The 23856-nt window shown below is 72.1% G+C and carries 21 protein-coding genes; 12 read left to right on the top strand and 9 right to left on the bottom strand.

The window, feature by feature from the left end; all coding sequences use genetic code 11:
• From ACWEJ6_RS45720 to ACWEJ6_RS45740, 5 genes are all read left to right on the top strand, one after another.
• Positions 1 to 1226 (top strand): amino acid ABC transporter ATP-binding/permease protein (locus ACWEJ6_RS45720; RefSeq protein ID WP_452431671.1); only part of this gene is annotated, 1226 nt, incomplete at its 5' end.
• Between the two features lie 81 nt (positions 1227 to 1307).
• The gene (locus tag ACWEJ6_RS45725; protein WP_387669872.1) at positions 1308 to 1928 is read left to right on the top strand and encodes a hypothetical protein; all 621 of its coding nucleotides are present in this window, start codon (positions 1308 to 1310) and stop codon (positions 1926 to 1928) included.
• Complete coding sequence (locus ACWEJ6_RS45730; protein WP_352328377.1) at positions 1925 to 2248, top strand: winged helix-turn-helix domain-containing protein; 324 nt, start codon at positions 1925 to 1927, stop codon at positions 2246 to 2248. Before ACWEJ6_RS45725 ends, ACWEJ6_RS45730 begins: the two co-directional genes overlap by 4 nt.
• Positions 2245 to 3138 (top strand): ABC transporter ATP-binding protein, encoded by an 894-nt coding sequence (locus ACWEJ6_RS45735; protein WP_387669873.1) that lies wholly within the window; start codon positions 2245 to 2247, stop codon positions 3136 to 3138. Before ACWEJ6_RS45730 ends, ACWEJ6_RS45735 begins: the two co-directional genes overlap by 4 nt.
• A complete protein-coding gene (locus ACWEJ6_RS45740) occupies positions 3131 to 3871 on the top strand; it encodes an ABC transporter permease (RefSeq protein ID WP_364333811.1) in 741 nt (246 codons plus the stop codon). Before ACWEJ6_RS45735 ends, ACWEJ6_RS45740 begins: the two co-directional genes overlap by 8 nt.
• A gap of 70 nt (positions 3872 to 3941) precedes the next feature.
• On the opposite strand, the gene ACWEJ6_RS45745 is transcribed toward ACWEJ6_RS45740, so the two are convergent.
• The 8 genes from ACWEJ6_RS45745 to ACWEJ6_RS45780 all read right to left on the bottom strand — a co-directional run bounded on the left by ACWEJ6_RS45745 (position 3942) and on the right by ACWEJ6_RS45780 (position 12093).
• Entirely contained in the window at positions 3942 to 5177 is a 1236-nt protein-coding gene (locus tag ACWEJ6_RS45745) for a S1C family serine protease (protein WP_387669874.1), read from the bottom strand.
• Positions 5178 to 5486: 309 nt separating this feature from the next.
• Positions 5487 to 5636 (bottom strand): hypothetical protein, encoded by a 150-nt coding sequence (locus ACWEJ6_RS45750; RefSeq protein ID WP_452431672.1) that lies wholly within the window; start codon positions 5634 to 5636, stop codon positions 5487 to 5489.
• A 209-nt stretch (positions 5637 to 5845) separates the two neighbouring features.
• The gene (locus tag ACWEJ6_RS45755) at positions 5846 to 6334 is read right to left on the bottom strand and encodes a DUF5946 family protein (protein ID WP_452431673.1); all 489 of its coding nucleotides are present in this window, start codon (positions 6332 to 6334) and stop codon (positions 5846 to 5848) included.
• Positions 6335 to 6790: 456 nt separating this feature from the next.
• Positions 6791 to 8326: an AMP-binding protein gene (locus ACWEJ6_RS45760; protein ID WP_452431674.1), complete on the bottom strand. Its 1536-nt coding sequence runs from the start codon at positions 8324 to 8326 to the stop codon at positions 6791 to 6793.
• 157 nt (positions 8327 to 8483) lie between these two features.
• On the bottom strand, positions 8484 to 9311 hold the full coding sequence (locus tag ACWEJ6_RS45765) for a MetQ/NlpA family ABC transporter substrate-binding protein (RefSeq protein ID WP_452431675.1): 828 nt from the start codon (positions 9309 to 9311) through the stop codon (positions 8484 to 8486).
• Between the two features lie 10 nt (positions 9312 to 9321).
• Positions 9322 to 9978, bottom strand: coding sequence for a methionine ABC transporter permease (locus tag ACWEJ6_RS45770; protein ID WP_352329100.1), 657 nt, complete (start codon positions 9976 to 9978; stop codon positions 9322 to 9324).
• On the bottom strand, positions 9975 to 10937 hold the full coding sequence (locus ACWEJ6_RS45775) for a methionine ABC transporter ATP-binding protein (protein ID WP_358293113.1): 963 nt from the start codon (positions 10935 to 10937) through the stop codon (positions 9975 to 9977). Before ACWEJ6_RS45775 ends, ACWEJ6_RS45770 begins: the two co-directional genes overlap by 4 nt.
• Positions 10938 to 11235: 298 nt before the next feature.
• The gene (locus ACWEJ6_RS45780) at positions 11236 to 12093 is read right to left on the bottom strand and encodes an SAM-dependent methyltransferase (RefSeq protein ID WP_452431676.1); all 858 of its coding nucleotides are present in this window, start codon (positions 12091 to 12093) and stop codon (positions 11236 to 11238) included.
• 39 nt (positions 12094 to 12132) lie between these two features.
• On the opposite strand from ACWEJ6_RS45780, the gene ACWEJ6_RS45785 reads away from it, so the two are divergent.
• Entirely contained in the window at positions 12133 to 12552 is a 420-nt protein-coding gene (locus tag ACWEJ6_RS45785) for a MarR family winged helix-turn-helix transcriptional regulator (RefSeq protein WP_452431677.1), read from the top strand.
• A gap of 158 nt (positions 12553 to 12710) precedes the next feature.
• Here the strand turns inward: ACWEJ6_RS45785 and lon are convergent, their stop codons facing one another.
• Positions 12711 to 15071 (bottom strand): endopeptidase La, encoded by a 2361-nt coding sequence (lon, locus tag ACWEJ6_RS45790; protein ID WP_358293121.1) that lies wholly within the window; start codon positions 15069 to 15071, stop codon positions 12711 to 12713.
• A 176-nt stretch (positions 15072 to 15247) separates the two neighbouring features.
• Between lon and ACWEJ6_RS45795 the strand changes: the two genes are divergently transcribed.
• From ACWEJ6_RS45795 to ACWEJ6_RS45820, 6 genes are all read left to right on the top strand, one after another.
• A complete protein-coding gene (locus tag ACWEJ6_RS45795) occupies positions 15248 to 16708 on the top strand; it encodes a sensor histidine kinase (RefSeq protein ID WP_452431678.1) in 1461 nt (486 codons plus the stop codon).
• Positions 16705 to 17361, top strand: a complete 657-nt coding sequence (locus tag ACWEJ6_RS45800) for a response regulator transcription factor (protein WP_358293127.1) — start codon at positions 16705 to 16707, stop codon at positions 17359 to 17361. The genes ACWEJ6_RS45795 and ACWEJ6_RS45800 overlap by 4 nt, the downstream gene beginning before the upstream one ends.
• A 515-nt stretch (positions 17362 to 17876) precedes the next feature.
• Positions 17877 to 18257 (top strand): hypothetical protein, encoded by a 381-nt coding sequence (locus ACWEJ6_RS45805; protein WP_452431679.1) that lies wholly within the window; start codon positions 17877 to 17879, stop codon positions 18255 to 18257.
• Positions 18258 to 18262: 5 nt separating this feature from the next.
• Entirely contained in the window at positions 18263 to 19174 is a 912-nt protein-coding gene (locus ACWEJ6_RS45810) for a hypothetical protein (RefSeq protein WP_452431680.1), read from the top strand.
• Positions 19175 to 19348: 174 nt separating this feature from the next.
• Positions 19349 to 22219, top strand: coding sequence for a CHAT domain-containing protein (locus ACWEJ6_RS45815; protein WP_452431681.1), 2871 nt, complete (start codon positions 19349 to 19351; stop codon positions 22217 to 22219).
• Between the two features lie 271 nt (positions 22220 to 22490).
• Positions 22491 to 23852, top strand: coding sequence for a phenylacetate--CoA ligase family protein (locus ACWEJ6_RS45820; RefSeq protein WP_452431682.1), 1362 nt, complete (start codon positions 22491 to 22493; stop codon positions 23850 to 23852).
• Positions 23853 to 23856: the final 4 nt, after the last annotated feature.

A 23856-nucleotide genomic window follows, 5' to 3' on the forward strand; every position in this document is an offset into this window, starting at 1 on the left:
GCCCTGCCACAGCGCCTTGTAGACGGCGATCGCCGCGCCCGGCGCGACGCCGGAGCCGCTGGTCGGCCCGGATCGCGCCGGCCAGGGCCGCGCTGGCGGCCCGCGTGGCCGACCTCGTGCACGGCTCGGCCGACCTGGCCGCCTACGGCGCGGGCGAGCGGGCGCTGTCCGGCGCGCTGGCCGCCGACGAGGCGCTGGCCGCGCTGGAGCGCCGCCAGTCGCGCGTGCACGCCGCCGCCCTGGCGGTCGGAACGCTGGCCCAGGGCCTGACGGTGGCGGCCATCGTGCTGCTCGCCCAGGGGGCGGGCGCCGGCTCCGTCGCGACGGCGGTGCTCGCGCTGACCGCGCTGGTGTCGTTCGAGCCGGTGCTGCCGCTGGCGGCGGCGGGCGAGCGGATGGCCGGGATCACCGCCGCGATCCGGCGGCTGCGCGAGGTCCGCGCCGCCGCGCCGGCCGTCACCGAGCCCGCCGCTCCCGCGCCCGTGCCGTCGGCTCCCCTGACGGTCGAGGTCGACGACCTCGTCGTCCGCCATCCCGACGCCGCGCGGCCCGCCCTCGACGGCGTCTCCCTGCGCCTGACCCCGGGCCGCCGGGTGGCGATCGTGGGCCCGAGCGGGGCGGGCAAGAGCACGCTGCTGGCCGCGCTGATGCGCCTGGTCGAGCCAGAGTCGGGAAGCGTCCGCGTCAACGGGACCGACCTGCGCGACCTGTCCGGCGACGACGTCCGGACGCTGATGACCGGCCTCACCCAGGACCCGTACATCTTCCGCACCACCCTGCGCGACAACCTGCGCCTGGCCGGGCCGGACGCCGGCGAGGAGCGGCTGACGGCGGCCGTGCGGGAGGCCAGGCTCGGCCCGTGGGTCGAGCGCACCGGCTGGGACGCCGAGCTCGGCGAGGACGGCAGGACCGTCTCCGGCGGCCAGCTCCAGCGCCTGGCCCTGGCCAGGGCGCTGCTGTACGACCCGCCCGTGCTGCTGCTGGACGAGCCCGCCGAGGCGCTCGACGAGGAGACCGCCGACCGCCTGATGGCCGACCTGCTGGACGTCATCCGCGACCGCACCACCGTGCTGGTGACCCACCGGCTCAAGGGCCTGGAGTCGGTGGACGAGGTCGTGGTGCTCGACGAGGGCCGCGTCGTCCAGCGCGGGCGGCACGACGAGCTGGTGGCGGTGCCCGGGTACTACCGCGACCTGTGGGAGTCCGAGGCGCTGACCCGGCGGTAGCCGTTCCTCTTGCCCTCGCGTTGAGTTTGCGTCGCCATCAGGTTTATGATGCAAACCTGTTTGCGGGTAAGAGGAGTTGGCATGGTTGACGACGATCGGGCGCGCACTCCCGAGGAGACGCTGCGGCTGATCGAGCAGCAGCGCTCCGCCACGGTCCGGCGCCTGCACGGCGACCCGGTGCTGCTCTACGTGCCCTGGGGCGTGGCCTGGCTGCTCGGCTTCACGGCGCTGTTCCTGCACTACGGCCTCGACGGCGTCCCCTACGCGCCGATCTCCCGCCCGCAGGCGCTCATGGTGCTGTTCGCGGGCATGTCGCTGGCCGGGGCGATCGCGATCTTCGGCATGGTGAAGATGGGGGCGCAGGTCCGCGGCGAGACCTCGGCCAAGGGCATGATGTACGGCTACGCCTGGGCGGCCGGCCTGGTCTCCATGACGGTGCTCGCCATCCGCCTCAGCCCCCAGCTCCCGGCCACCGAGAGCGGCCTGCTGTGGGGCGGCGGGTTCATGATGCTCGTCGCGTTGCTCTACATGGCCGGCGGCGCGATCTGGACGTACTGGCCGATGTTCTTCGTCGGCGTGTGGGCGGCGGTGGTCAACGGCGTGGGCGTCATGCTCGGCGCCGGCTGGCACGCGCTGCTGACGGCCGTGCTGACCGGCGGCGGCTACATCGCGGCCGGCGTCGTGCTGCGGCGGCGGATGTGAGCCCCGACGGGGCCGTCCCCGAGCTCGACCCGGTGATCCACGCGCAGGCCAGGCTGCGGGTGGTCGCCACGCTCAACACCCTCGGCGGGCGCGACGAGATCGCCTTCCCCTCGCTGAAGGACCTGCTCGGGATGACGGCCGGCAATCTCTCGGTGCACCTGACCAAGCTGGAGGACGCCGGTTACGTCCGCATCACCAAGACCCACAAGGGCCGCACCCCCGTCACCTACGTCGCGCTCACCCAGCGCGGACGGCTGGCCTTCGAGGACTACACCAAGGCGATCCGCGCCTTGCTCGACAACGCTGGAGGAACCCCATGACGGCCCTCGCCAGAACGGTGGAGGTCACCCGCCGCTACGGGGACGTGCTCGCGCTCGACCGCGTCTCGCTCGACATCCGGGCAGGAGAGCTGGTCGGCCTGCTCGGCCCGAACGGCGCGGGCAAGTCCACCCTGATCAACCTGTTCGTCGGGCTGCGCCGCCCGACCTCCGGGACGGTCGAGCTGTTCGGCGGCTCCCCTCAGGATCCCGTCATCCGCCGGGGCATCGGCGTGACCCCGCAGGAGACCGGCCTGCCCGAGTCGCTGCGGGTCGGCGAGATCGCCGACTTCGTGCGCGCCCACTTCCCCGACGCGCTCGGCAGGGACGAACTGCTCGACCGCTTCGGCCTGAGCGACCTGGTCAAGCGGCAGGTGGGCGGGCTGTCCGGCGGCCAGAAGCGGCGCCTGGCCGTGGCGCTGGCCTTCGCCGGCCGGCCGCGCCTGGTGTTCCTGGACGAGCCGACCACCGGCCTCGACGTCGAGGCCAGGCGCACCCTCTGGGACGGCATCCAGGCCTTCCACGCCGAAGGCGGCACGGTCGTCCTGACCAGCCACTACCTGGAGGAGATCGAGGCGCTGGCCCAGCGCGTGGTCGTCGTCGGGCAGGGACGCGTCCTGGCCGACGACACCGTGCGGGCCGTGCGCGACATGGTGGGGGTGCGGCGCGTCTCCCTCGACGCCGGGGACCTGCCCGAGCTGCCCGGCGTGCTCAGCACCGAACGCCAGGACGGCCGCGTCAGCCTGCTGACCACCGACCCCGACCGGCTGGTGGTCGAGCTGGTGCGCAGCGGCATCCCGTTCTCGGGGCTGGAGGTCAGGCCGACCACGCTGGAGGAGGCCTTCCTCACCATCACCTCGACCTCGCCCCCCAAGGAGAGCGCGCATGTCTAGCCTGATCGTCGCCCACACCCGGCTGCAGCTCGTCGAGCAGTTCAGGGTGCCCATCGGGATCCTGGCCAGCTCCATGTTCCCGGCCATCTCGATGCTGGCGTTCGTGGTGCCGTTCGCGGGCGGCGACCCGGCGGCGGCGACGTCGGCGACGGGGGCGCTGATGTTCTTCGGCGCCATGTCCTCGGCGGTGATCGGGCTCAGCGCGTCGGTCTCGCAGGATCGCGAGCAGCCGTGGGACCCCTACACGCGCACGCTGCCCGCCGGGCCGTTCCCGCGCCTGGCCGGGCGGATGGTCTCGACGGTGGTCCTCATGCTGCTGTCGGTGGTGCCGGTGCTGGTGGTCGCGGCCCTGCTGACCGAGGCGGTCATCACGCCGGTCCGGCTGGCCCTGGGGCTGGCCGCGCTGGTCGGCGGAGGGGTGCCGTTCATGCTGATCGGCCTGTTCCTCGGCCTGACGCTGCCGTCGAAGGCGGCGCTCGCGGTGGCGCAGATCGTCTTCTTCCCCGTGGCGATCGTGGGCGGGCTGATCCTGCCGCCGCAGATCCTGCCGGACATCGTGGAGGCCGTCTCGCCGTACGTTCCGTCCAGGGGCGCGGCCGAGCTGATCTGGGCGGCCATCTCGGGGGCCCGCCCTGACGGCATCGCGCTGATCATGCTGGGCGTCTGGACGGTGATCGCGGCGGCCGCCGCGACGTGGGCGTACCGCCGCGACGAGGGCCGGCGTTTCGCCTGATGGGGGGGTGTGCCGCCGAGTCCGCAGCGATCTCAACGGCACACCCGTCTCCGGGAGGGGGTCCTTGTGTTTACTTCTTCTCTTGGAGGGTCACGGTGGCCTCCGCGGACCGACCGTCCCTCATATATGTGATCTTGACCTGTTGGCCCGGTTTGAAACCTCTGACCTGTCCAACAACGGTATCGCCTGAGTCAACAGGTGTGTCCCCAATCTTGGTGATGAGGTCGCCCTCCTGCAGCCCGGCCCTGGCTGCCGGGCTTTCCGCGGTCACCTGCCGGATCAGCGCGCCGGGCACGTCGCCGGTGGCGTCGGTGACGCTCACGCCGAGGAAGGCGTGGCTGACCTTGCCGCTCTTGATGAGCTGCTCGGCGACCTGCTTGGCGGTGTTGACCGGGATCGCGAAGCCGACGCCGCCGCCGGCCGCGTCGGAGGCGATGGCGGTGTTGATGCCGACGAGCGCGCCCGCCGCGTTCACCAGCGCGCCGCCGGAGTTGCCGGGGTTGATCGCGGCGTCGGTCTGGATGACGTCGCCGATGGTGGTGCCCTCCACCGGGGCCTGCTGCTGCTCGCCGCCGAACCCGGGGGGAAGCTGCTGACGCTGCTCGCCGCCCAGCTTGAGCGTACGGTTCAGGGCGCTGACGATGCCCCTGCTGACCGACCCGTCCAGGCCGAGGGGGCTGCCGATGGCCAGCACGTCGTCGCCGACCTTGAGCTGGTCGCTGTCGCCCAGCGTGGCCTTGGTCAGGCCCGAGACGTCCTCGGCCTTGATGACCGCGAGGTCGGTGGCCGGGTCGGTGCCCACGACCTTGGCCTTGGCCGTCTTCCCGTCGCTGAACTTGACCGTCATCTGACCCCCGCCCTGCGAGGCGCCGACGACCACGTGGTTGTTGGTGAGGATGAGGCCGTCCTCGGACAGCACGACCCCCGACCCCTCGCCCGTCTGCCCCTGGATCATGACCACCGACGGCTGCACCCGCTCGGCCACCTCAGCGGTGGAGAGCTGGTTGGAGGCGGCCCTGAGCACCGGGCTCGGCGCGCTGACCACCTGCTGCGGCTCGGGCTGGAACGCGGTCGCGACGGCGGCCCCCACGACACCGCCGCCGATGGCCATCGCGGCCAGCGCGAGCCCGGCGACGGCCTTCTGCCCGGCGTTGAGCCGCGCCTTGACGGGGGTGGACGGCGGAGGAGGAGGCGGCTGCTCCATGACGATCGTGTCCCGCCGGGGGAAGCCCCCGGCGGCCGGCGGGGTGGCGCCGAACTGGCTCCACCCACCGGTGCCCTGCTCGCGAGGCTCGTTCGCGTTCATCTGTCATCTCCCTCAAGTCCCTATGACTCAAGGGTGCCAAGAGGGGCGTAAGAGCTGGTTAAGGCGCTGATCGGAACTCTGTGAGACGACTCACTCACACCTTATCTGCGCTGCTCACCGCCCGGACTTCGGCTCACAAAAGCAGAAAAGAATCTACAAACCACGTTCGTACGGGGTGCGGCGCAGCCGGGGGTGGGTTCACCGGCGGCGGTCACGGTTCGCCAGCCTCACCGCCGCGACCACGATCCCTCCCCATGACCAGCGCCATCACGACGAGGACGACCAGCATCCGGTCAGCGGCAGGGGCGGTCAGCGGCGGGCGCGGACGGCCGCTTCGATGCGCAGGGCGAAGCCGCCCAGGGCGATCACCAGGTAGACGAGCAGCCACGCGGTGGGCTCGTCCTGCCACGGCGTGACGATGGTGAGCACCGACAGCGCCAAGCCCAGAAAGATGGCCACGTTGCCGACCACGCGCACCGCCGTGGCGGGGTCACCGTCCCCCCGGTGGACGCCACGAGGACGGGGATCTGGACGGGGACTTGGTCGTCGGCGGGCTCGCCTGCTGAAGAGGTCACGGGTCGAGAGGCTGCCATCCCGAGATCAAGATTCGATAGCTGCCGGGTCCCCGATCCGTTGACGAGGGGCCACGGCCTCCGCCCCGGGCGGGGTCAGGTCTGGAGGGAGCGCCAGGACTCCACCGTGGCTGCGGCGATCGTCTCGATGCGCCGGCCGTAGGCGGGATGGCCGTCGGACACGAAGCTGCCGTCGCGGACCGGGAGGTCGCTGAACGTGGCGCGGAAGTGCCGGGGCGGCCCGCCCGGCGGGAGCGGCGCGTACGCCGACAACGGTTCCAGGTCGTGGACCGGCCGCGTCCCGTGCCTGTTCCTGGCCACCTGGCGGGCTCCCACGCGCAGCAGCGCGTCCAGGCCCCGGTCCAGGCAGAGCTGCAACTGGCGGAACTGCCCGTCGAGGTACTTCGGGTGCGCCCCGGACGGATGCTGCAGGAAGTACGCGCAGACCACCACCGCGTGCCACCGGTACATGCCGGGATCGCCCTGCTCCTCTGCCAGGACGGCGTGATAGTAGTCCACGCAGGCGCCCAGCGGTCCGGCGACCGCGCCGCACTCGCACCGAGTCATGGTGAGACGCTCCGTCATGGCCCGCACCCTAGGCGGCCGGAGCGGCGTTGTCGACGAGGCGTCCGGCGCCGGGGCTACCGCCGGCCGCGGTTGGCGAGTCTCACCGCCACGAACACGATGCCTCCTAAGATCAACGCCCCGAGGGCGAGGATCACCAGAAGAGCGAGGATCTCAGGGACTCCGATGTTGGTCATGCTCGTCTCCCGTCCAGGTCGGTGCGGGGCCGTCACGCCGGCCCGGCCGTCAGGGGCGGCCGGGCGGACGAGGGGTCGCCGCCTCGCGGGAACGGGCCCCCGGGTGTCGGTCCCGGACTGTTCGCCTCCGGCCCGCGGCAGGGCCGGGGGCACCACCGAGCCTCCCTCATCGACCTACGCACGCGCCAGGGGCGGCGACGGACCGGGCTTCCTCTCGCAGCCTCCGCCCGTCCACCAAGGGACGATCCTGGACGCCAGCCGCATGATCGCGGCCCTGTGGTCAGGTGCGGGCGGGCCAGTATTCGTCCCTGAGGAGGCGTTTGTAGAGTTTGCCGGTCGGGTGGCGCGGGAGCTCGTCGCGGAAGTCGACCGACTTCGGGCACTTGTAGTGGGCCAGGTGCTCCCGGCAGTACGCGATCAGCTCCGCCTCCAGCGCCGGACCCGCCTCCGCCGCCGTCATCGCCTGGACCACGGCCTTGACCTGCTCCCCCATCTCCTCGTCCGGTACGCCGAACACGGCCACGTCGGCCACCTTGGGATGCACGGCCAGCACGTTCTCGGCCTCCTGCGGGTAGATGTTCACCCCACCCGAGATGATCATGTACGAGCGGCGGTCCGTGAGGTACAGGAAACCGTCGGCGTCCAGGTAGCCGATGTCGCCGAGGGTGGTCCAGCCCCGGCCCTTCGGGTCCTGCGCCGAGCGGGTCTTGTCGGGGTCGCCGTGGTACTCGAAGCGGGCGCCGTTCTCGAAGTAGACCGTGCCGTGCTCGCCCGGCGGCAGGTCCTCGCCCTCCTCGTCGCAGATGTGCACGACGCCGAGCAGCGAGCGGCCGACCGTGCCCTTGTGCTCCAGCCAGTCCTGGGAGCCGACGTAGAGGAAGCCGTTGCCCTCGGTGCCCGCGTAGTACTCGTGGATCACCGGCCCCCACCAGGAGATCATCTGCTCCTTGACCGGCACGGGACACGGCGCGGCCGCGTGGATGGCGCAGACCAGCGACGACAGGTCGTACTTCTTCCGGGTCTCCTCCGGCAGCTTCAGCATCTTGATGAACATCGTCGGGACGAGCTGCGAGTGCGTCACCCCGTACCGCTCGACCAGCCGCAGGTACTCCTCGGGGTCGAAGCGTTCCATCACCACCACCGTGGCGCCGAGCCGCTGGAAGGACAGGCAGTAGCGCAGCGGCGCGGCGTGGTACAGCGGCGCGGGCGAGAGGTAGACGCTGTCGGCCGACGGCGCGAACAGCGCCTGGATGAGCCGGACCAGCGTGTTCGACTCGGCCAGCGGGGCCAGCGAGGCGGCCACCTTGACGCCCTTCGGACGCCCGGTCGTGCCGGAGGAGTAGAGCATGTCGGCGCCCTGGCACTCGTCGGCGATCGGGGTGACCGGGCAGCCGGCCACCGTCTCCTCGTAGGAGGCGAAGCCCTCGGCGCGGCCGTCGAGCATGAGCCGCAGTTCCACGCGCGGCGTGGCGCCGGTGATCGAGGTGGCCACCTCCGCCAGGTTCGCGCTGGAGATGAAGACCCGGGCGCCGCAGTTGTCCACGATGTAGGCGAGTTCGTCGGTCTGCAGGCGGGAGCTGATCGGCGTGTAGTACAGGCCCGCGCGGTGCGCGGCCCAGGCGACGGCCAGGAAGAGCGGGTGGTTGGCGAGCATGAAGGCGACGTGGTCGCCGGGCCTGAGCCCGGCCGCGCGGAAGGCGTGGGCCAGGCGGTTGGACTCCTCTTCGAGCTCGCGGTAGGTGAGGATTTGCCCGGAGCCCGCCATGATCACAGCGGGCTTGTCGGGGGTGACGGCTGCGATGGCTCCCGGGTACATATTAGAACAGTATTCGGTCCGTCGGCGGCGGCGCTAGGGCGCGCCGAAGCCGCGGCTCCCCGGCGGGGAAGCCGCGGCTTCGGCATCGGCCGACGCCGGGATCACTCGGCGCGAATCACTCGGCGCGAATCACTCGGCGCGGATCACTCGGCGGGGATCACTCGGCGGGGATCACCGAGCCCTCGTACTTCTGCTTGATGAAGTCCTTGACCTTCGGGTCCTGGAGCAGCTTGCCGAGGGTGACGATGTTGGCGTCCTTCTCGTGGCCGGCCTGGACGACGAGCCCGTTGACGTACGGGTTGCCCTCGGTCTTCTCCAGCACCAGCGCCTGGCTGGCGGGCTTGAGCCCGGCCTCGATGGCGTAGTTGCCGTTGATCACGGCGGCGTCCACGTCGTCGAGCGAGCGCGGGAGCTGGGCCGCCTCAAGGGGCTTGAACTGCAGCTTCTTGGGGTTGTCCGTGACGTCGCGCTCGGTGGCCGCGGTGCCCGCGCCGTCCTTGAGCTTGACCAGGCCGTGGTCGGCGAGCAGCTTGAGCGAGCGGCCGAGGTTCGTGGCGTCGTTGGGGACGGCCACGGTGGCCCCGTCCGCCAGCGCCGACAGCGCGGTGATCTTCTTGGAGTACAGGCCGAGCGGCTCCAGGTGCACCGGGGTGACGAAGCTCAGCTTGGTGCCCTTGGAGGCGCTGAAGTCGTCCAGGTAGGGCTTGTGCTGGAAGAAGTTGGCGTTCAGCTGGCCCTCGTCGAGCTGCACGTTCGGCTGGACGTAATCGGTGAACTCGACGATCTCCAGCTTCAGCCCGGCCGCCGGGGCCAGGTTGTCCTTGACGAACTTCAGGATCTCGCCGTGCGGGACGGGGCTCGCGCCCACCTTCAGCACCGTGTCGGCCGACTCGGCGGCGGGGGTGGTGGTCGCGGACTGCGACGTACCGCATGCGGCGAGCAACAGGGACAGCGCAGCAGCACCCAATATCGAGCGAATCTTCATGATTTTTCCCTTACTTATGTGAAATGCGCCGAGCGACCCAGTCGCCCAGACTCTGCAGAATTTGCACGATGACGATGAGCAGGACGACGGTCACGATCATCACGAGCGTCTCGAACCGCTGGTAGCCGTAGCGCACGGCCAGGTCGCCGAGCCCGCCGCCGCCGACGGTGCCCGCCATGGCCGAGTACCCGATGAGCGCGACGATCGTGACGGTCAGCCCCGACACCAGGCCCGGCAGCGCCTCGGGCAGCAGGACCTTGCGCACGATGGCGGTCCGGCTCGCCCCCATGGCCTGCGCGGCCTGGACGACGTCGGTGCCGACCTCGCGCAGCGCCGTCTCGACCAGCCGGGCGAAGAACGGCACGGCCCCCACGGTCAGCGGCACCACCACGGCCGCGGTGCCGATCGTGGTCCCGATGACGAGCCGGGTGAACGGGATGATCGCGATCATCAGCACGATGAACGGCAGCGACCGCCCGATGTTGACGACGATCCCCAGCACGGACTTCAACGCCGGCAGCGGGCGCAGCCCGTCCCGGTCGAAGGCCACCAGCGCCACACCGAGCGGCAGCCCGAACAGCACGGTGAACAGCGTGGCCCAGCCCACCATCTGGGCGGTCTCCCACGTGGCCGGCCACAGCAGCGGCGCGATCTCTTCCCAGGTCATGCGGCCTCCCCCGCGACTTCGACGAGCAACCCCGACTCCCGCAGGAACGACAGCGCCGAGGACGACTCCGCGCCGGTCAGCGCCACGCGCAGGCGGCCGACCGAACCGCCGGCCAGTTCCTCGATCGAGCCGCCGAGGATGTTGACGTCCACGTCGAACTTGCGCGCCATCTCCGAGACCAGCGGGCGGCCCGGGTCACCGGTGAAGGTGAGCGTGACGGAACCGGCCGGAGCCGGCTCGGGCAGCGGGAAGATCTCCCTGGTCAGGCGGGATCCGGGGGTCCTGATGAGGTCGGCGATCGCCCCCGACTCCTCGACGCGGCCCCCGGCCATGATCGCGACCGAGTCGCAGACGCTCTTGACGACGTTCATCTCGTGGGTGATGAGCAGGATCGTCAGGCCCAGCTCGGCGTTGAGCCGCTTGAGCAGGGCGAGGATCGACTGGGTGGTGGCCGGGTCCAGCGCGGAGGTGGCCTCGTCCGACAGCAGCACCGACGGGTTGCCCGCCAGCGCCCTGGCGATGCCGACACGCTGCTTCTGACCGCCGGAGAGCTGGTGGGGGCGGTCGCCGCCGCGTCCCTGGAGGCCGACGAGGTCGAGCAGCTCGGCCACGCGCCGCTGCCGTTCGGCCCTGGGCACGCCCATGACCTCCAGCGGGAAGGCGACGTTGCCGGCCACCGTGCGCGAGGACAGCAGCGCGAAGTGCTGGTGGATCATGCCGATGCGCTGCCTGGCGCGGTTGAGCTCGCGGCCGGGCAGGGCGGTCAGGTCCTGCCCGGCGACGGTGACCGTGCCCGCGGTGGGGCGTTCGAGCAGGTTGACGCAGCGCAGCAGCGTGCTCTTGCCGGCGCCGCTCTGGCCGAGCACGCCGTAGATCTCGCCCTCGCGCACATGCAGGTCGACGCCGTCGAGCGCGACGGTCTGGCCGTACTGCTTGCGCAGGCCGGAAGCCTGGATCACGAAATTTCCCCACGAGTGAGAGCGGCCGGGTGGCGGGCCGCTTCCTTACACGAACATCACCGTCGGAGCGGTGGGATCTAGTGGCTGCCCGGAGGGAACGGCAGGTGGCTCAGCCTGCGCAGCACGAAGCAGAAAGTGTGGATCATGGTGACCTTCGAGGAGAACGGGCGGGGATCTGGTCTCTAACGGGCCGGCATTCGCCCCATACGCATGCGACAACACATGGCGTCCCGGTGGGCGCGGTGGTCGTTCGCGTATGCCTCGTTCACGCCGGTGCTAACGCCGCCTTTACATACTCCTATTCCGGGGAATTGTGGTGATCTGCGTCACTCAGCACCGCGGTGAGGAAACCGCCGCGCGGGGCGGGGCGGCCGTACCGGGCGGCGAGGGCGGCGGCTTCGACCGTACGCGTCCGCCAGCCGCAGGCTGTCAGCCGGGCGACGGCGTCCGCGCCCGGGCCGCCCTTCCAGAGGGTGGCGATCCGCCGCAGCTCGGGCATCGTGCGCACCCGCTCGGCGAGCACGGCGGCCGCGGCCGGGTCGTGCTCGAAGGCGAGCCTGCTGCCCGCGGCCGACAGCGCGCACACGCCGTCGAGCAGCCGCCCGGCCTCGGCCGGGCTCAGGTAGATCAGCAGGCCCTCGATCAGCCAGGCCGTCGGCCGCGCCGGGTCGAACCCGGCCGCGCGCAGGCTGCCCGGCCAGTCCTCGCGCAGGTCCACCGGCACCGGGACGCGCTCGCACCGCGCCGTCGCGGCCAGCCCGCGCAGCACGCCGTCCTTGAACGCCAGCAGCTCGGGCAGGTCGAGCTCGAACAGCCGCACGCCCGGCGGCCAGTCGAGCCGGAAGGCGCGGGCGTCGAGCCCGGCGGCCAGCAGGACGACCTGGTCGCAGCCGGAACCGCTCAGATGGTCGTCGAAGAACCTGGTCCTGAACACCAGGTGGGCGCTGAAGAGATCACCCGCTCCGCTCCCCCGCCCCGCGTCCGGCGACCCGGAGTCCGGCGACCCGGAGTCCGGCGACCCGGAGTCCGGCGACCCGGAGTCCGCGGCCGCCACGAAGGCGCCCGCGTACGGGTCCTCGAACAGCCGGTCGGGCCGTTCGCTCTCGCGCGCCCGTAACCGGGCCGCGCCCACCGCCGTCCTCGCCACCCCATTCATATCGCTGACGATACATCTTCAGCGATACAATCGGCCACCATGAACGTGGCACGACTGCGAAGGCTCGGACGACGGCTGGTGGACCTGTCGAAGACGGCGGCCGGCGAGACCAAGGGCCCGCCCCTCACCCCCGGCGAGGAGGCCGTCTTCGAGGACGTGCTGCGCCACCCGGGCGGCACCGTCGGCGAGATCCAGGCCAGGACGGGCTTCGTCCAGAGCCACGTGTCGGCCTCGGTGGCCCGGATGCGCGAGCGCGGCCTCGTCCGGACCGAACCCGACCCCGGCGACGGGCGGCGCACCCTGGTCACGCTGACGGAACCGGCGCTGGCCGCGGTCCACCGCCGGGCGGCCGGACCGGTGGAGGAGGCGGTGCGCGCGGCGGCCGGCGACGATCCCGAACGCGCGGCCCGGGTCATGGCGCTGCTGGCGGAACTGGAGTCGCTCCTGCTCACCGACTGACCCCGCCGGTCCGCACACCGGTCTGTCCAAGCCCCGCCCGCCGGTTCGTTCAGGCCCCGCACGCCGGTTCGTTCAGGCCCCCGTACATGGAGCCGCCCCGCCGCATCCGGGGAGCCGGAGGCGGCGGGGCGGTGCCGGGGCAGCCCCGGGGCGCGGCGTCAGGCCGCGACCGTGGTGGCGACCTCGGCCGGGGTCAGCGCGATGTCGAGGACCTCGCGCACGTCGCTGACCGCGTGGATGGTCAGCTCGTTGCGCACCTCCTCGGGCACGTCGTCCAGGTCGGGCTCGTTGCGGGCCGGGATGAGCACCGTGGTGATGCCCGCCCGGTGGGCGGCCAGCAGCTTCTGCTTGACGCCGCCGATCGGCAGGACGCGCCCGGTCAGCGAGATCTCACCGGTCATGGCGACGTCGGCGCGGACCTGGCGGCCCGACAGGAGCGAGGCCAGCGCGGTCGTCAGCGTCACGCCCGCCGAGGGACCGTCCTTGGGGACGGCGCCCGCGGGGAAGTGCACGTGGACCGAGCGGTCCTTCAGCGCGGTGACCGGCAGCTCCAGCTCCGCGCCGTGCGAGCGCAGGTAGGACAGCGCGATCCGGGCCGACTCCTTCATCACGTCGCCGAGCTGGCCGGTCAGGGTCAGGCCGGTCTCGCCGGTCTCCGGGTCGGCCAGCGACGCCTCCACGTAGAGGACGTCGCCGCCGGCCCCGGTCACCGCCAGGCCCGTGGCCACGCCCGGCACCGAGGTGCGCTGGGTGGACTCGGGCAGCGACGACTCCGGCACGAACCGCGGCCTGCCGATGTAGCCGACCAGGTCGTCGGGGCCGACCGTGACGGGCAGCTCGTCCTTGGCCGCCACCTTGCGCAGGATCCTGGCGACCGCCCGCTCCAGCGAGCGCACGCCGGCCTCGCGGGTGTACTCGCCGGCCAGCCGCCGCAGCGCGCCGTCGTCGACCTTGACCTCCTCGGAGGTCAGCCCGGCGAGCTCCAGCTGCCTGGGCAGCAGGTGGTCGCGGGCGATGGCGACCTTCTCGTCCTCGGTGTAGCCGTCGAGGGTGACGACCTCCATGCGGTCGAGCAGCGGGCCGGGGATGGCCTCCAGCACGTTGGCCGTGGCCAGGAACAGCACGTCGGACAGGTCGAGCTCGACCTCGAGGTAGTGGTCGCGGAAGGTGTGGTTCTGGGCCGGGTCGAGGACCTCCAGCAGCGCCGCCGTGGGGTCGCCGCGGTAGTCGGCGCCGACCTTGTCGACCTCGTCGAGCAGGACGACCGGGTTCATCGAGCCGGCCTCGCGGATGGCCCGGACGACGCGGCCCGGCAGGGCGCCGACGTAGGTGCGCCGGTGCCCGCGGATCTCGGCCTCGTCCCGTACGCCGCCGAGCGCGACCCGGACGAACTTGCGGCCCATCGCGCGCGCCACCGACTCACCCAGGGACGTCTTGCCGACCCCGGGAGGACCGGCGAGCGCCAGGACGGCGCCGCTGCGCCGGCCGCTCACCACGCCGAGGCCCTTGTCCTGGCGGCGCTTGCGCACGGCCAGGTGCTCGATGATGCGGTCCTTGACGTCGTCGAGGCCCGTGTGGTCGGCGTCGAGCACGGCCCGCGCGCCCGCGATGTCGTAGTTGTCCTCGGTACGCTCGTTCCACGGGATGTCGAGCACCGTGTCGAGCCAGGTGCGGATCCAGCCGCCCTCCGGGGACTGGTCGGAGGTGCGCTCCAGCTTGTCGACCTCCTTGAGTGCGGCCTCGCGCACCTTCTCCGGCAGGTCGGCGGCCTCGACGCGGGCCCGGTAGTCCTCCTCCTCGCTCTCGGCGGTGTCGCCGTTGAGCTCCTTCAGCTCCTTGCGGACGGCGGCGAGCTGCTGGCGCAGCAGGAACTCACGCTGCTGCTTCTCCATGCCCTCCTGGACGTCCTTGCGGATCGTCTCGGCGACGTCGAGCTCGGCGAGGTGCTCGCGGGACCACTCGATGAGCCTGGCCAGGCGGTCGGCCGGGTCGGCGGCCTCCAGCAGCTCGACCTTCTGGGCGGTGGTCAGCCACGGGGTGTAGCCGGAGCTGTCGGCCAGCACCGAGGGGTCGTCGATCTGGTTGACCTGGTCGACGACCTGCCAGGCGCCGCGCTTCTGCAGGATGGTGGTGGCCAGGGCCTTGTACTCCTTGGCCAGCTCCTGGGCGCGCTCGCCGGCCGGAACCGTGTCGATCGTGTCGGCCTCGACCCACAGTGCGGCGCCGGGGCCGGTGGTGCCGGTGCCCACGCGCACGCGGTTGACACCGCGGACCACGGCGGCGGGCTCACCGCCGGGCAACCTTCCGACCTGCTCGATCACGGCCTGGACGCCGACGGCGCCGTAACGGCCGTCGATCCGGGGAACGAGGAGGACCCGCGGCTTGTTACCACCGGACGCGCGGGCCGCGTCGATCGCAGCACGCACCTCGGAGTCGGACAGGTCCAGCGGAACCACCATGCCCGGCAGGACGACCTCGTCGTCGAGCGGCAGGACCGGGAGGATCAAGCTCTCACTCATGCGAACTCCAAAGGGTTGAGTTATACCGACTCAATTCATTGGAGCGCGCTGTTGTTCCCAACCTTGCCGATGTTCGCTCACGGCGATCGTAATGTTGTAAGTGATACCTGAGGGTGACGTCAGGATCAGACCTTGGTCTGACGTCCGGCCGCCCGCCTTTCCGTATCCTTGACCAGGTGAATCACCGTGCCCGGCGCTCCGCGCCACTCGCCTCCCGGGGCGACGCGCGCACCGGCCCTCCGGAGTCGTCCGGAGGAGCGGCCGGGCGGTTCGCCGTGGCGCTGTGGCGGGCCTCGCTGGCCGTGCTGCGGCCCTTCACGCTCGCGTTGCTGACGGGCAGCGCCGATCCCCCGTCCCGGCCGCGTTCCCGGTGGCTGCGGATGCCGGTGCCCCGATGGCTGGCGCCGCTGGTCCCGGTGAAGACGTACAGCCTGTTGCAGATCGCCGAGCTCCTGCTGGGCGTGGAGCTGTTCGGCGTGACGCTGTCCACGACCCAGGAGTGGAACGAGCGGGCCGCCGCCACGCCCGGCGATCCCGCGCCGCTCTGGGGCGGCGCCGTCGTCCTCGCGGCCCTGGCCGCCGGCCTGCCGGTGGTGCTGCGCAACCGGTGGCCGCTGGCAGCCTGGCGGGCGGCCGCCGTGCTGACCCCCCTCGCCGTCTGCGCCAGCCTCACGATCGGGCAGGACGAGGGCTACGCGCCCTACCCGATCGCGGTGGGGGTGGCGTACCTGCTGGCGCTCTATTCCGTGGGCGTGCGCTGCGATCGGCGGATCACGGTGGGGGCCGGGATCCTCACCGTCCTGTTGTGCCTGGCCGTCGACGTCGACTCGACGCCGGTGGTGGCCGGCGTGGCCGTGGTCGTCCTGCTGTTCGGCTACAACGTGCGCGCCCGGCGCAACGCCACGGCCCTGCTCATCGAGGAGGAGCGGCGCACCCGGCAGGCCGAGGGCGCGCAGGCGGTGCTGGAGGAGCGCGCCCGCATCGCCCGCGAGCTGCACGACGTGGTGGCCCACCACATGTCGGTGATCGCCATCCAGGCCGAGGCCGTGCCGCTCAGGGCCGGGGGCGACGCGTCCCAGCTGGAGGCGGGGCTGGCCGAGATCCGCGCGTTGTCCCTGGAGGCCATCAACGAGCTGCGCCAGGTCCTCGGCGTGCTGCGCGACCCCGAGGGCCGCACCGACACCGCGCCGCAGCCCGGCCTCGACCGGCTGGAGGAGCTGGTGGCCAACGCCCGCAACGCGGGGCTGACCGTGGCGGTCGACCGGCGGCGGCCGATCGGGCGGCTGTCGCCCGCGGTGGGGTTGTCGGCGTACCGGATCGTGCAGGAGTCGCTCAGCAACGCGATGCGGCACGCGCCGGGGTCGAGCGTCACCGTGGAGATCACCGCCGACGCCGGCACGTTGCGCCTGCGCGTCGCCAACGGCCCCGGCCGCTCCCCCGCGGCGGCGCCCGGCGCGGGCCAGGGGCTGGTGGGCATGCGGGAACGCGCGGCGCTGCTCGGCGGCACGCTCGACGCCGGGCCCACGCGCGGCGGCGGTTACCAGGTGAGCGCCGCGTTGCCGACGGAGCCGCCGGTCGAGTCGTCAAGCGGGCCGGCCGCAGGGCTGCCGGTCGAGGAGAGGGAGGGTGCCGCGTGATCCGCGTGCTGATCGCCGACGACCAGGGGATGGTCCGCACGGGGTTCACCGTGTTCCTGAGCGGCCAGCCGGACATCGAGGTCGTGGGCGAGGCGGCCGACGGCCGTGAGGCGGTGACGCGGGCCGTCGCGCTGAGCCCCGACGTGGTGCTGATGGACGTGCGCATGCCGGTCATGAACGGGCTGGAGGCGACCCGGGAGGTGCTGGCGGCGTGCCCGGCGTCGAAGGTGCTCATCCTGACCACGTTCGACCTCGACGACTACGTCTACGAGGCGCTGCGGGCGGGGGCCAGCGGGTTCCTGCTCAAGGACGCTTCGGCGGCCCAGCTCGCCGAGGCCGTCCGCGTGGTCGCCGCCGGCGACGCGCTCATCGCGCCGGCCATCACCAAGCGGCTGATCCACGAGTTCGCCCGGCTGGGCGGGCCCCGTCCGCCGTCGGGGAGGCGTCCGGAGGAGCTGACCGAACGCGAGACGGAGGTGCTCATCCTGGTCGCCCAGGCGATGTCCAACCAGGAGATCGCCCAGAAGCTGTTCGTGGCCGAGCAGACGGTCAAGACACATGTGGGCCGCGTGCTGACCAAGCTAGGGCTGCGCGACCGCGCCCAGGCCATCGTCTTCGCCTACGAAACCGGCCTCGTCCGCCCCGGCGAGTAACCCGTCCCCGAACAGACACCCAGCGCTGGAACACGGACGGACATGAGGCCGGGGCGGTACCAAGCGCCACAGCACGACACCACAAGAGCCCAACGTACGAGTACGGCGCCGCCAAGGGCACGGCGAGCCGGCAAGCCTCCGGGACGCCCCACCGGCCGGAACGGGAGGACGGCGGTACGCCGACGACCAGGTCAGCCGGCACAGGGAAACGGCGGCACAGGGAAACGGCGGCACGAGGGACACCTACGGGAACGGCGAAGCCGAGAGGCACAGCGACCGGAAGGACCGGCGAAGCCGAGAGGCACAGCGAGCCGGAGGGGCCTGGGAACACTGCGCTCACGGGTACGGGCGTACGGCGGTACGACGGCGACCAGGGAGGCACGAGCCGTGCGCGATGTCGCGCAGCCCGGAGCCATGGAGAGCACGGCCTCCTCGGTGACGGCGGCGCCGCCGATGGTCTTGCCGCGGCCGCGGGCGCGGGCGCGGGCGCGGGCGCGGGCGCATTCGTGCCCTTGATGCCGCGATCACGGGCTGGGACGATCGAGGCGATGGACGACGCCGAACGTCTCGCGCTGACCGTGTTATGCGGCGAGTTGCCTGAGTTGCGTGCCGAATGTGCGCGCCAGTCCGAGCGCCATCAGCGGCTGCTCGGAGCCATCGAGGCCGCGGCCCGCGTGCGGCGGCCGATCATTCCCATGCTGGGGCAGTTGCTCGGGGGCGACGGGTCCGGCGCCCTGCGCGCCCTCGGCAGCGCCCTGCCGGGCAGCGGCCCCGGCAGGGCGCACGAGGAGGAGTTCGGCTGCCCGGACGGCGCGTGTGACCGGCTGGAGGTTCCCCTGCCCGGCGGGCCGATCCCGGTGTGCCGGGTGACCTTCGCGCCGATGCGGCCCAGGTAGCGGCCGTGGGTGATTTCTTCGCCGAGCTGGCCAAGAAGCTCGCCGAGCGATGGGTTTCGCTGCTGCTGCTTCCCGGGGTGTTGTTTCTCGCCGTCGCGGCGCTCGGCGTCCGGCTCGGGCACGCCCACGCCCTCGACGTGGATCTGGCGGCGAGGGAGGTGGTCGGGTTCTCGGAGTGGTTCGCCCGGCGGCCTGCGGGAGGTCAGGTGGGACTGCTGGTCGCTGTGCTGGTGGCGACCGGCGGGGCGGGGCTGCTGGTGCAGGCGATGGCCGGGGTGACGCGTACGTTGTGGCTGGGTCAGTGGCCATGGCCGTTCGGCCGGCTGCGGAACACGCTCGTACGGCGAAGGCGCGACCGCTGGCATGCGCTGCTGAATCGACGCCGCACGCTCACCCGCGCTCACCCTGCCCCAACCAGGACTCCTGAGCAGCAGGAGCGGATCGACCAGGCGGCGGCCGAGGTCAACCGGATGGCCCTGGCCGAGCCGGGGCGGCCGACCTGGCTGGGAGACCGGATCCACGGCGCGGAGGCGGTCGCACGGGATCGCTACGGCCTCGATCTGCCCTTCGTCTGGCCGAGGTTGTGGGTGGTGCTGCCCGAGGCCGCGCGTGCCGATCTCGTGAACGCCGGCACCGCACTGGCCACAGCGGTCGCCGTCGCCAGCTGGTCATGGCCCCTGGTCGCCCTCGCCTTCGTGTGGTGGCCCGCCGCCCTGATCGCGATCGTGGTCGGCGCCGCCGGATGGGCACGCGCCCGCGGCGCCGTGAACGAGCTGGCGTTGCTCGTCGAGTCCGTCGTGGACCTGCACGGCCGTACGCTCGCGACGGCACTGGGCGTGGCCGAGGAAGGCCATGCCGGGCCGCTCACCGTCGAGGAGGGCAGCCGGGTCACCGCTGTGGCACGGAAGGGACGCTGAGGTGGGAATCTCCGGTGTGCCGCGGGGCTTCCAGCTCCACCTGATCGCCCGCCGGATCCGCCGCCGCCTCGCGGCTTACGAACGTACCGGTGACGCGCGGACCGTGCTCGACGAGGACGCTCTCAGGACGCGTTACGGCTGTGGCACGGCACGGTGCGGCGGAACCCCTCGGACATGACCGGCTCGGAACGGAAACGGCTGCTCAAGGCACATATCGCCATCGGCTGGCTCTTTCATGCCCGCTGGGTCGCCACCCGGTCGAACTTCGAGCTGTCCCAGGCCGCTTTCCACCTCACACCGGTCGCGCACATCCCCCGCGTGGTCCCCGAACTGCTACGGCCGCTGATCGGGCCCGACGCCGACCCCGAGGTCCAGGCCGGTACGGCGATGGCCCTGCTCGCCGAGGCGCACACCACGTCCGAACCGTCGTACCTGACCGTCGTCATCACGCTGCTCTCCCAGGCGGCGGCCGGGACGCCGTCCGGCAGCCCGGAGCTGCCGCTGCTGCTCATGAACCTCGGCGTCGCCTTCCGCCACCGCTACCAGCGTCACGGTGATCCAACCGATCTCGACGCCGCGACCCTGGCCACGGAGGAGGCGCTGGGCCTGGTGAGCGAGTCGAGCGCCGAGTGGTTCGCGGCGGCCGCCAATCTTGTCGCGGTCTATCAGCAGCGATACGAGCTGCGTGGCGATGTGGCGGATCTGGACGAGGCGATCCGGCTGGGGGATCAGGTCGTGGACACCGCGCCGGGTGATCATCCGCTGCTGCTGGTCGCGGTCTCGTATCTTGGCATCGGGTACCAGCTGCGGTACCTGAGGGACGGCGGGCTGCCCGACCTGCTCCGGGCGATCACGCTGAGCGAGGTGTCGGTCGAGGCCACCCCGCCGGACGACCCGGACCGGCCGGGACGGTTGAACAACCTCAGCATCGCGTTGCTCCAGCGTTACCTGCGCGGGGGCGGAGTGGCGGATCTCGACCGGGCCATCGAGCTGTCGGAGGAGAGCCTGGCGTCGGTGCCCGGCGATCATCCTGAGCGGGTGATCTACCTCAGGCAGCTCGCCGCCGTTCTGGCTCGGCGACACGAGCACGGCGGGGATCCGGTGACCCTGGATCGCGCGATCGAGGCCGGTGAACAGGGGCTCGCGCTGGCGTCCGGCGGCGCGCTCGCGTCCGGGGGCGCGCTCGCGTCCGGGGGCGGCGCGCTGGCGTCCGGGGGCGGCGCGCTGGCGTCCGGGGGCGCCGACCTGGCCGCCGGTGCCCCCCTGGCCGGTGGTGCGGACCTGGCCAAGCAGCTGGCGGACCTCGCCCATGGCTACTTGTGGCGGTACGAGCGCGACGGCGACGCCGCAGACCTGGCACGCGCGGCGGAACTCGCCCGGAACGCCCTCCCGTTGCTGCCGGACGGCCACCCCGCCACCGCCGGGATCATCTCCGTGACCACCGACATCCACTCGGCACACCGCGCCGCTGGTTCCCCCTCGGTGACGATCGACGAGCTGCGGCGCCTCGCGGGGCTGGCCCGCGGCGCCGTCCGCTCGGTGCCCAGCCACAGCGTCCGCGCCTTCACCCAGCTGGCCACATTGGCTGTCGAACTCGGTGACCCGTCGCTCGCCGCCGACCTGTACGACGCGGCGGTCGCGCTGCTGCCCGCCGCGGTGTCCAGGCGCAACTCCCGCGTCGATCAGGAGGAACGGGTCGCCGAGTACACGCACCTGGTGGGCGAGGCCGTCGCCGCCCATCTGGCCGCGGGCGACCCGGCGGGCGCCGTCGCCGTGGCGGAACAGGGCAGAGGCATCCTGCTGGCCGAAGAGGCCGACCTGCACACCGACCTCACCGAACTGGAGGCACGCGACCCCGGGCTCGCCGCGCGCTTCCGGGACGTACGCGACAGGCTTCGCGCCACGTCACAGGTCCATCCAGGCGGCTTCATGGTGATCACCACCGATCTGGTCAACGACCGCACGCGGCTATGGGCGGAGTACGACGACCTGGTCAAGGAGATCCGGCGTGGGGCACCGCGCTTCCTCGGCCGTCCGGACCTGGCCGAACTGCGCGCCGCCACGGCCGGCGGCGCGGTGGTGCTGGTCAACTCGGCACGCACCCGTAGCGATGCGATCATCATCACGACCGGGGACATCACCCCGGTCGCGCTGCCCGGCCTTTCCTGGGACGACGTGGCGGAGCACGTGGCCGAACTGGTCATCTCCATCCGGGCATCTGCGAACGGAACGCTGACCGGTGCGCTGCGCATGCAGAGGGTGGTCAAGGAGACCCTGGAGTGGCTGTCGGCCACGATCGCCGGGCCGATCGCAGCCGCCCTGCCCGCAGTGGACCGGGTCTGGTGGCTGCCCATCGGCATGCTCGGCGTCCTCCCCCTGCACGCGGCCCTTCCCGAACCTGTGGTGTCCTCCTACGCGCCGACGCTTCGCGCGCTCGCCCGGGCCAGGTCGCGGGCGCCGGCCACAGTACGCCGCCAGCTCACCGTCGCGGTCGGCAGCGCGCCCGAGCTGCCTGCTCTCACCTCTACGGCCGAGGAGGCGGAGGCCCTGCACCAGCACCACCCCGGGGTCCTTCTCGTGGATGAGCACGCCACGACCGACCGGGTACTCGCCGAGTTGCCCGGCCGCACCTGGGCCCATTTCGCCTGCCACGCGGCCACCGACCTGGAGAAGCCGTCGCTGGGCGGCCTCGTCCTGCACGATGACCTGCTGCCCGTCGGTGCGATCGCCGCACTGCCCCTGGACCAGGCCGAACTGGCTTACCTGTCGGCCTGCTCGACCGCCTTCAGCGGGATCTTCCACGCCAACGAGTCGATCCATCTCGCGTCCGTGTTTCAGATGGTCGGCTTCCGCCATGTCGTCGGCAGTCTGTGGCCCCTCGACGACGCGACGGCCGCGGCGGTCGCCCGCGAGTTCTACCGCGGCCTGCCCGGACCGGACGCGGACGACGCCGCCCGCGTGCTGCACCGCGTCATGCGCGACCTACGCCGTACCCACCCGGACAGACCTGATCTATGGGCGGCACTCGTCCACCACGGCCCCTGACCCCCATGCCGGCAATTCCTGTCCTCATGGCGTGCCCCTGGCCCTTACGGCGCAGTTTCCCTTCGCGGGCCATGGGCGGCCGACATGCGACGGTGTCATCCCCTGGACGCGAGGCGACGCGGTACACCCAAGGCGTGACCGCCGCTCGGACGGTGAGGACGGGCGAGGAGTGGTGTCACCATGGGGGCTGGAGACGATCGATTCTTGGAGGGAGGAGGCGTGGGGGCTGGTCCGGGGCGCAGGGTTCCGGGCGGCCGGCCGCGCGTGCCCCATGGATCCCCTTGAGCTCTTCCATCAGGTGGCCGCCACCGTGCCCGCCTACCGTTCGTTCCTGGCCGAGCACGGTGTCGACCCGGCGAGCGTCACCGATCTGGAGCGCTTCAGCCGGCTGCCGATGACGTCCAAGGACACCTACATCCGCCGTCACCCGCTCCCCGACCTCTGCCGGGACGGCCTGATCGGGGACATGATCGCCGTGTCCTCGGGCTCGACCGGCACGCCGTCGTTCTGGCCGCGCTCGGTGGCGGACGAGCGGGTGATCGCGTCCCGCTTCGAGGAGGTCTTCCGGGGCTCCTTCGGGGCCCGCGAACGCCGTACGCTGGCCGTGGTCTGTTTCGCCCTGGGCACCTGGGTGGGCGGCCTGTTCACCATCGAGTGCTGTCGTCACCTGGCCGAACGCGGCTATCCGATCACCGTCGTCGCGCCGGGCACCGACCGCAGGGAGATCGCCCGGGTGCTGCCGGAGCTGGCGCCGCACTTCGACCAGGTGGTCCTGCTGGGCTATCCGCCGTTCCTGAAGAACGTCATCGACACCGAGCCGCTCCCCTGGGCCGACTGGAACGTCAAGCTGGTCACGGCGGGCGAGGTGTTCAGCGAGGAGTGGCGCACGCTGGTGGCCGAGCGGGCCGGGATCGCCGACCCCGTGCGCGGGATCGCCTCCCTGTACGGCACCGCGGACGCCGGGGTGCTCGGCAACGAGACGCCGCTCTCGGTCGAGCTGCGCCGGTTCCTGTCCGGCCGCCCGGACACGGCCAGGGAGCTGTTCGGGGAGTCCCGGCTGCCGACCCTGGTGCAGTACGACCCGGGGGTGCGCTTCTTCGAGGAGCACGAGGGCACGCTGCTGTTCTCCGGCGACAACGGCGTGCCGCTGATCCGGTACCACATCGCCGACGAGGGCGGCGTGATCCCGTACGAGCGCATGCTGGAGTTCGCCGAGCGGCACGGTTTCCGGTCGGACGTCGCCGGCCCGCGGCATCCGTTCGTCTACGTGTTCGGCCGGAGCCATTTCACGCTGTCGTACTACGGCGCGAACGTCTACCCGGAGAACATCGCGGTCGGGCTGGAGCAGCCGGAGGTCAGCAGGTGGGTGACGGGCAAGTTCGTGATGGAGGCGGCCGAGGACGCCGACCACGACCGGCACCTGACGGTCACGGTGGAGCTGATGCCCGGCGAGAAGCCTGCCGACGAGGTCGCCCAGGCGGTGGGCGCCTCGATCCTGGCCCAGCTGCTGCGGCTGAACAGCGAGTTCGCGAACTATGTGCCGGTGGCGCAGCAGATGCCGTTCATCCGGTTGCGCGAGGCCGGGGACCCGGAGTACTTCCCGCCCGGAGCCAAGCACCGGTACACCCGCTGAGGGG

Source organism: Nonomuraea sp. NPDC004702 (assembly GCF_053601695.1).

Excerpts from the sequence above, each read along its gene's own strand:
- ACWEJ6_RS45745 (WP_387669874.1), bottom strand. The coding sequence starts at position 5,177 with ATGAACGCGAACGAGCCTCGCGAGCAGGGCACCGGTGGGTGGAGCCAG.
- ACWEJ6_RS45725 (WP_387669872.1), top strand. The coding sequence starts at position 1,308 with ATGGTTGACGACGATCGGGCGCGCACTCCCGAGGAGACGCTGCGGCTG.
- ACWEJ6_RS45815 (WP_452431681.1), top strand. The coding sequence starts at position 19,349 with ATGACCGGCTCGGAACGGAAACGGCTGCTCAAGGCACATATCGCCATC.
- ACWEJ6_RS45780 (WP_452431676.1), bottom strand. The coding sequence starts at position 12,093 with ATGAATGGGGTGGCGAGGACGGCGGTGGGCGCGGCCCGGTTACGGGCG.
- ACWEJ6_RS45760 (WP_452431674.1), bottom strand. The coding sequence starts at position 8,326 with ATGTACCCGGGAGCCATCGCAGCCGTCACCCCCGACAAGCCCGCTGTG.
- ACWEJ6_RS45735 (WP_387669873.1), top strand. The coding sequence starts at position 2,245 with ATGACGGCCCTCGCCAGAACGGTGGAGGTCACCCGCCGCTACGGGGAC.
- ACWEJ6_RS45820 (WP_452431682.1), top strand. The coding sequence starts at position 22,491 with ATGGATCCCCTTGAGCTCTTCCATCAGGTGGCCGCCACCGTGCCCGCC.
- ACWEJ6_RS45755 (WP_452431673.1), bottom strand. The coding sequence starts at position 6,334 with ATGACGGAGCGTCTCACCATGACTCGGTGCGAGTGCGGCGCGGTCGCC.
- ACWEJ6_RS45805 (WP_452431679.1), top strand. The coding sequence starts at position 17,877 with ATGCCGCGATCACGGGCTGGGACGATCGAGGCGATGGACGACGCCGAA.
- ACWEJ6_RS45770 (WP_352329100.1), bottom strand. The coding sequence starts at position 9,978 with ATGACCTGGGAAGAGATCGCGCCGCTGCTGTGGCCGGCCACGTGGGAG.
- lon (WP_358293121.1), bottom strand. The coding sequence starts at position 15,071 with ATGAGTGAGAGCTTGATCCTCCCGGTCCTGCCGCTCGACGACGAGGTC.
- ACWEJ6_RS45765 (WP_452431675.1), bottom strand. The coding sequence starts at position 9,311 with ATGAAGATTCGCTCGATATTGGGTGCTGCTGCGCTGTCCCTGTTGCTC.
- ACWEJ6_RS45785 (WP_452431677.1), top strand. The coding sequence starts at position 12,133 with ATGAACGTGGCACGACTGCGAAGGCTCGGACGACGGCTGGTGGACCTG.
- ACWEJ6_RS45740 (WP_364333811.1), top strand. The coding sequence starts at position 3,131 with ATGTCTAGCCTGATCGTCGCCCACACCCGGCTGCAGCTCGTCGAGCAG.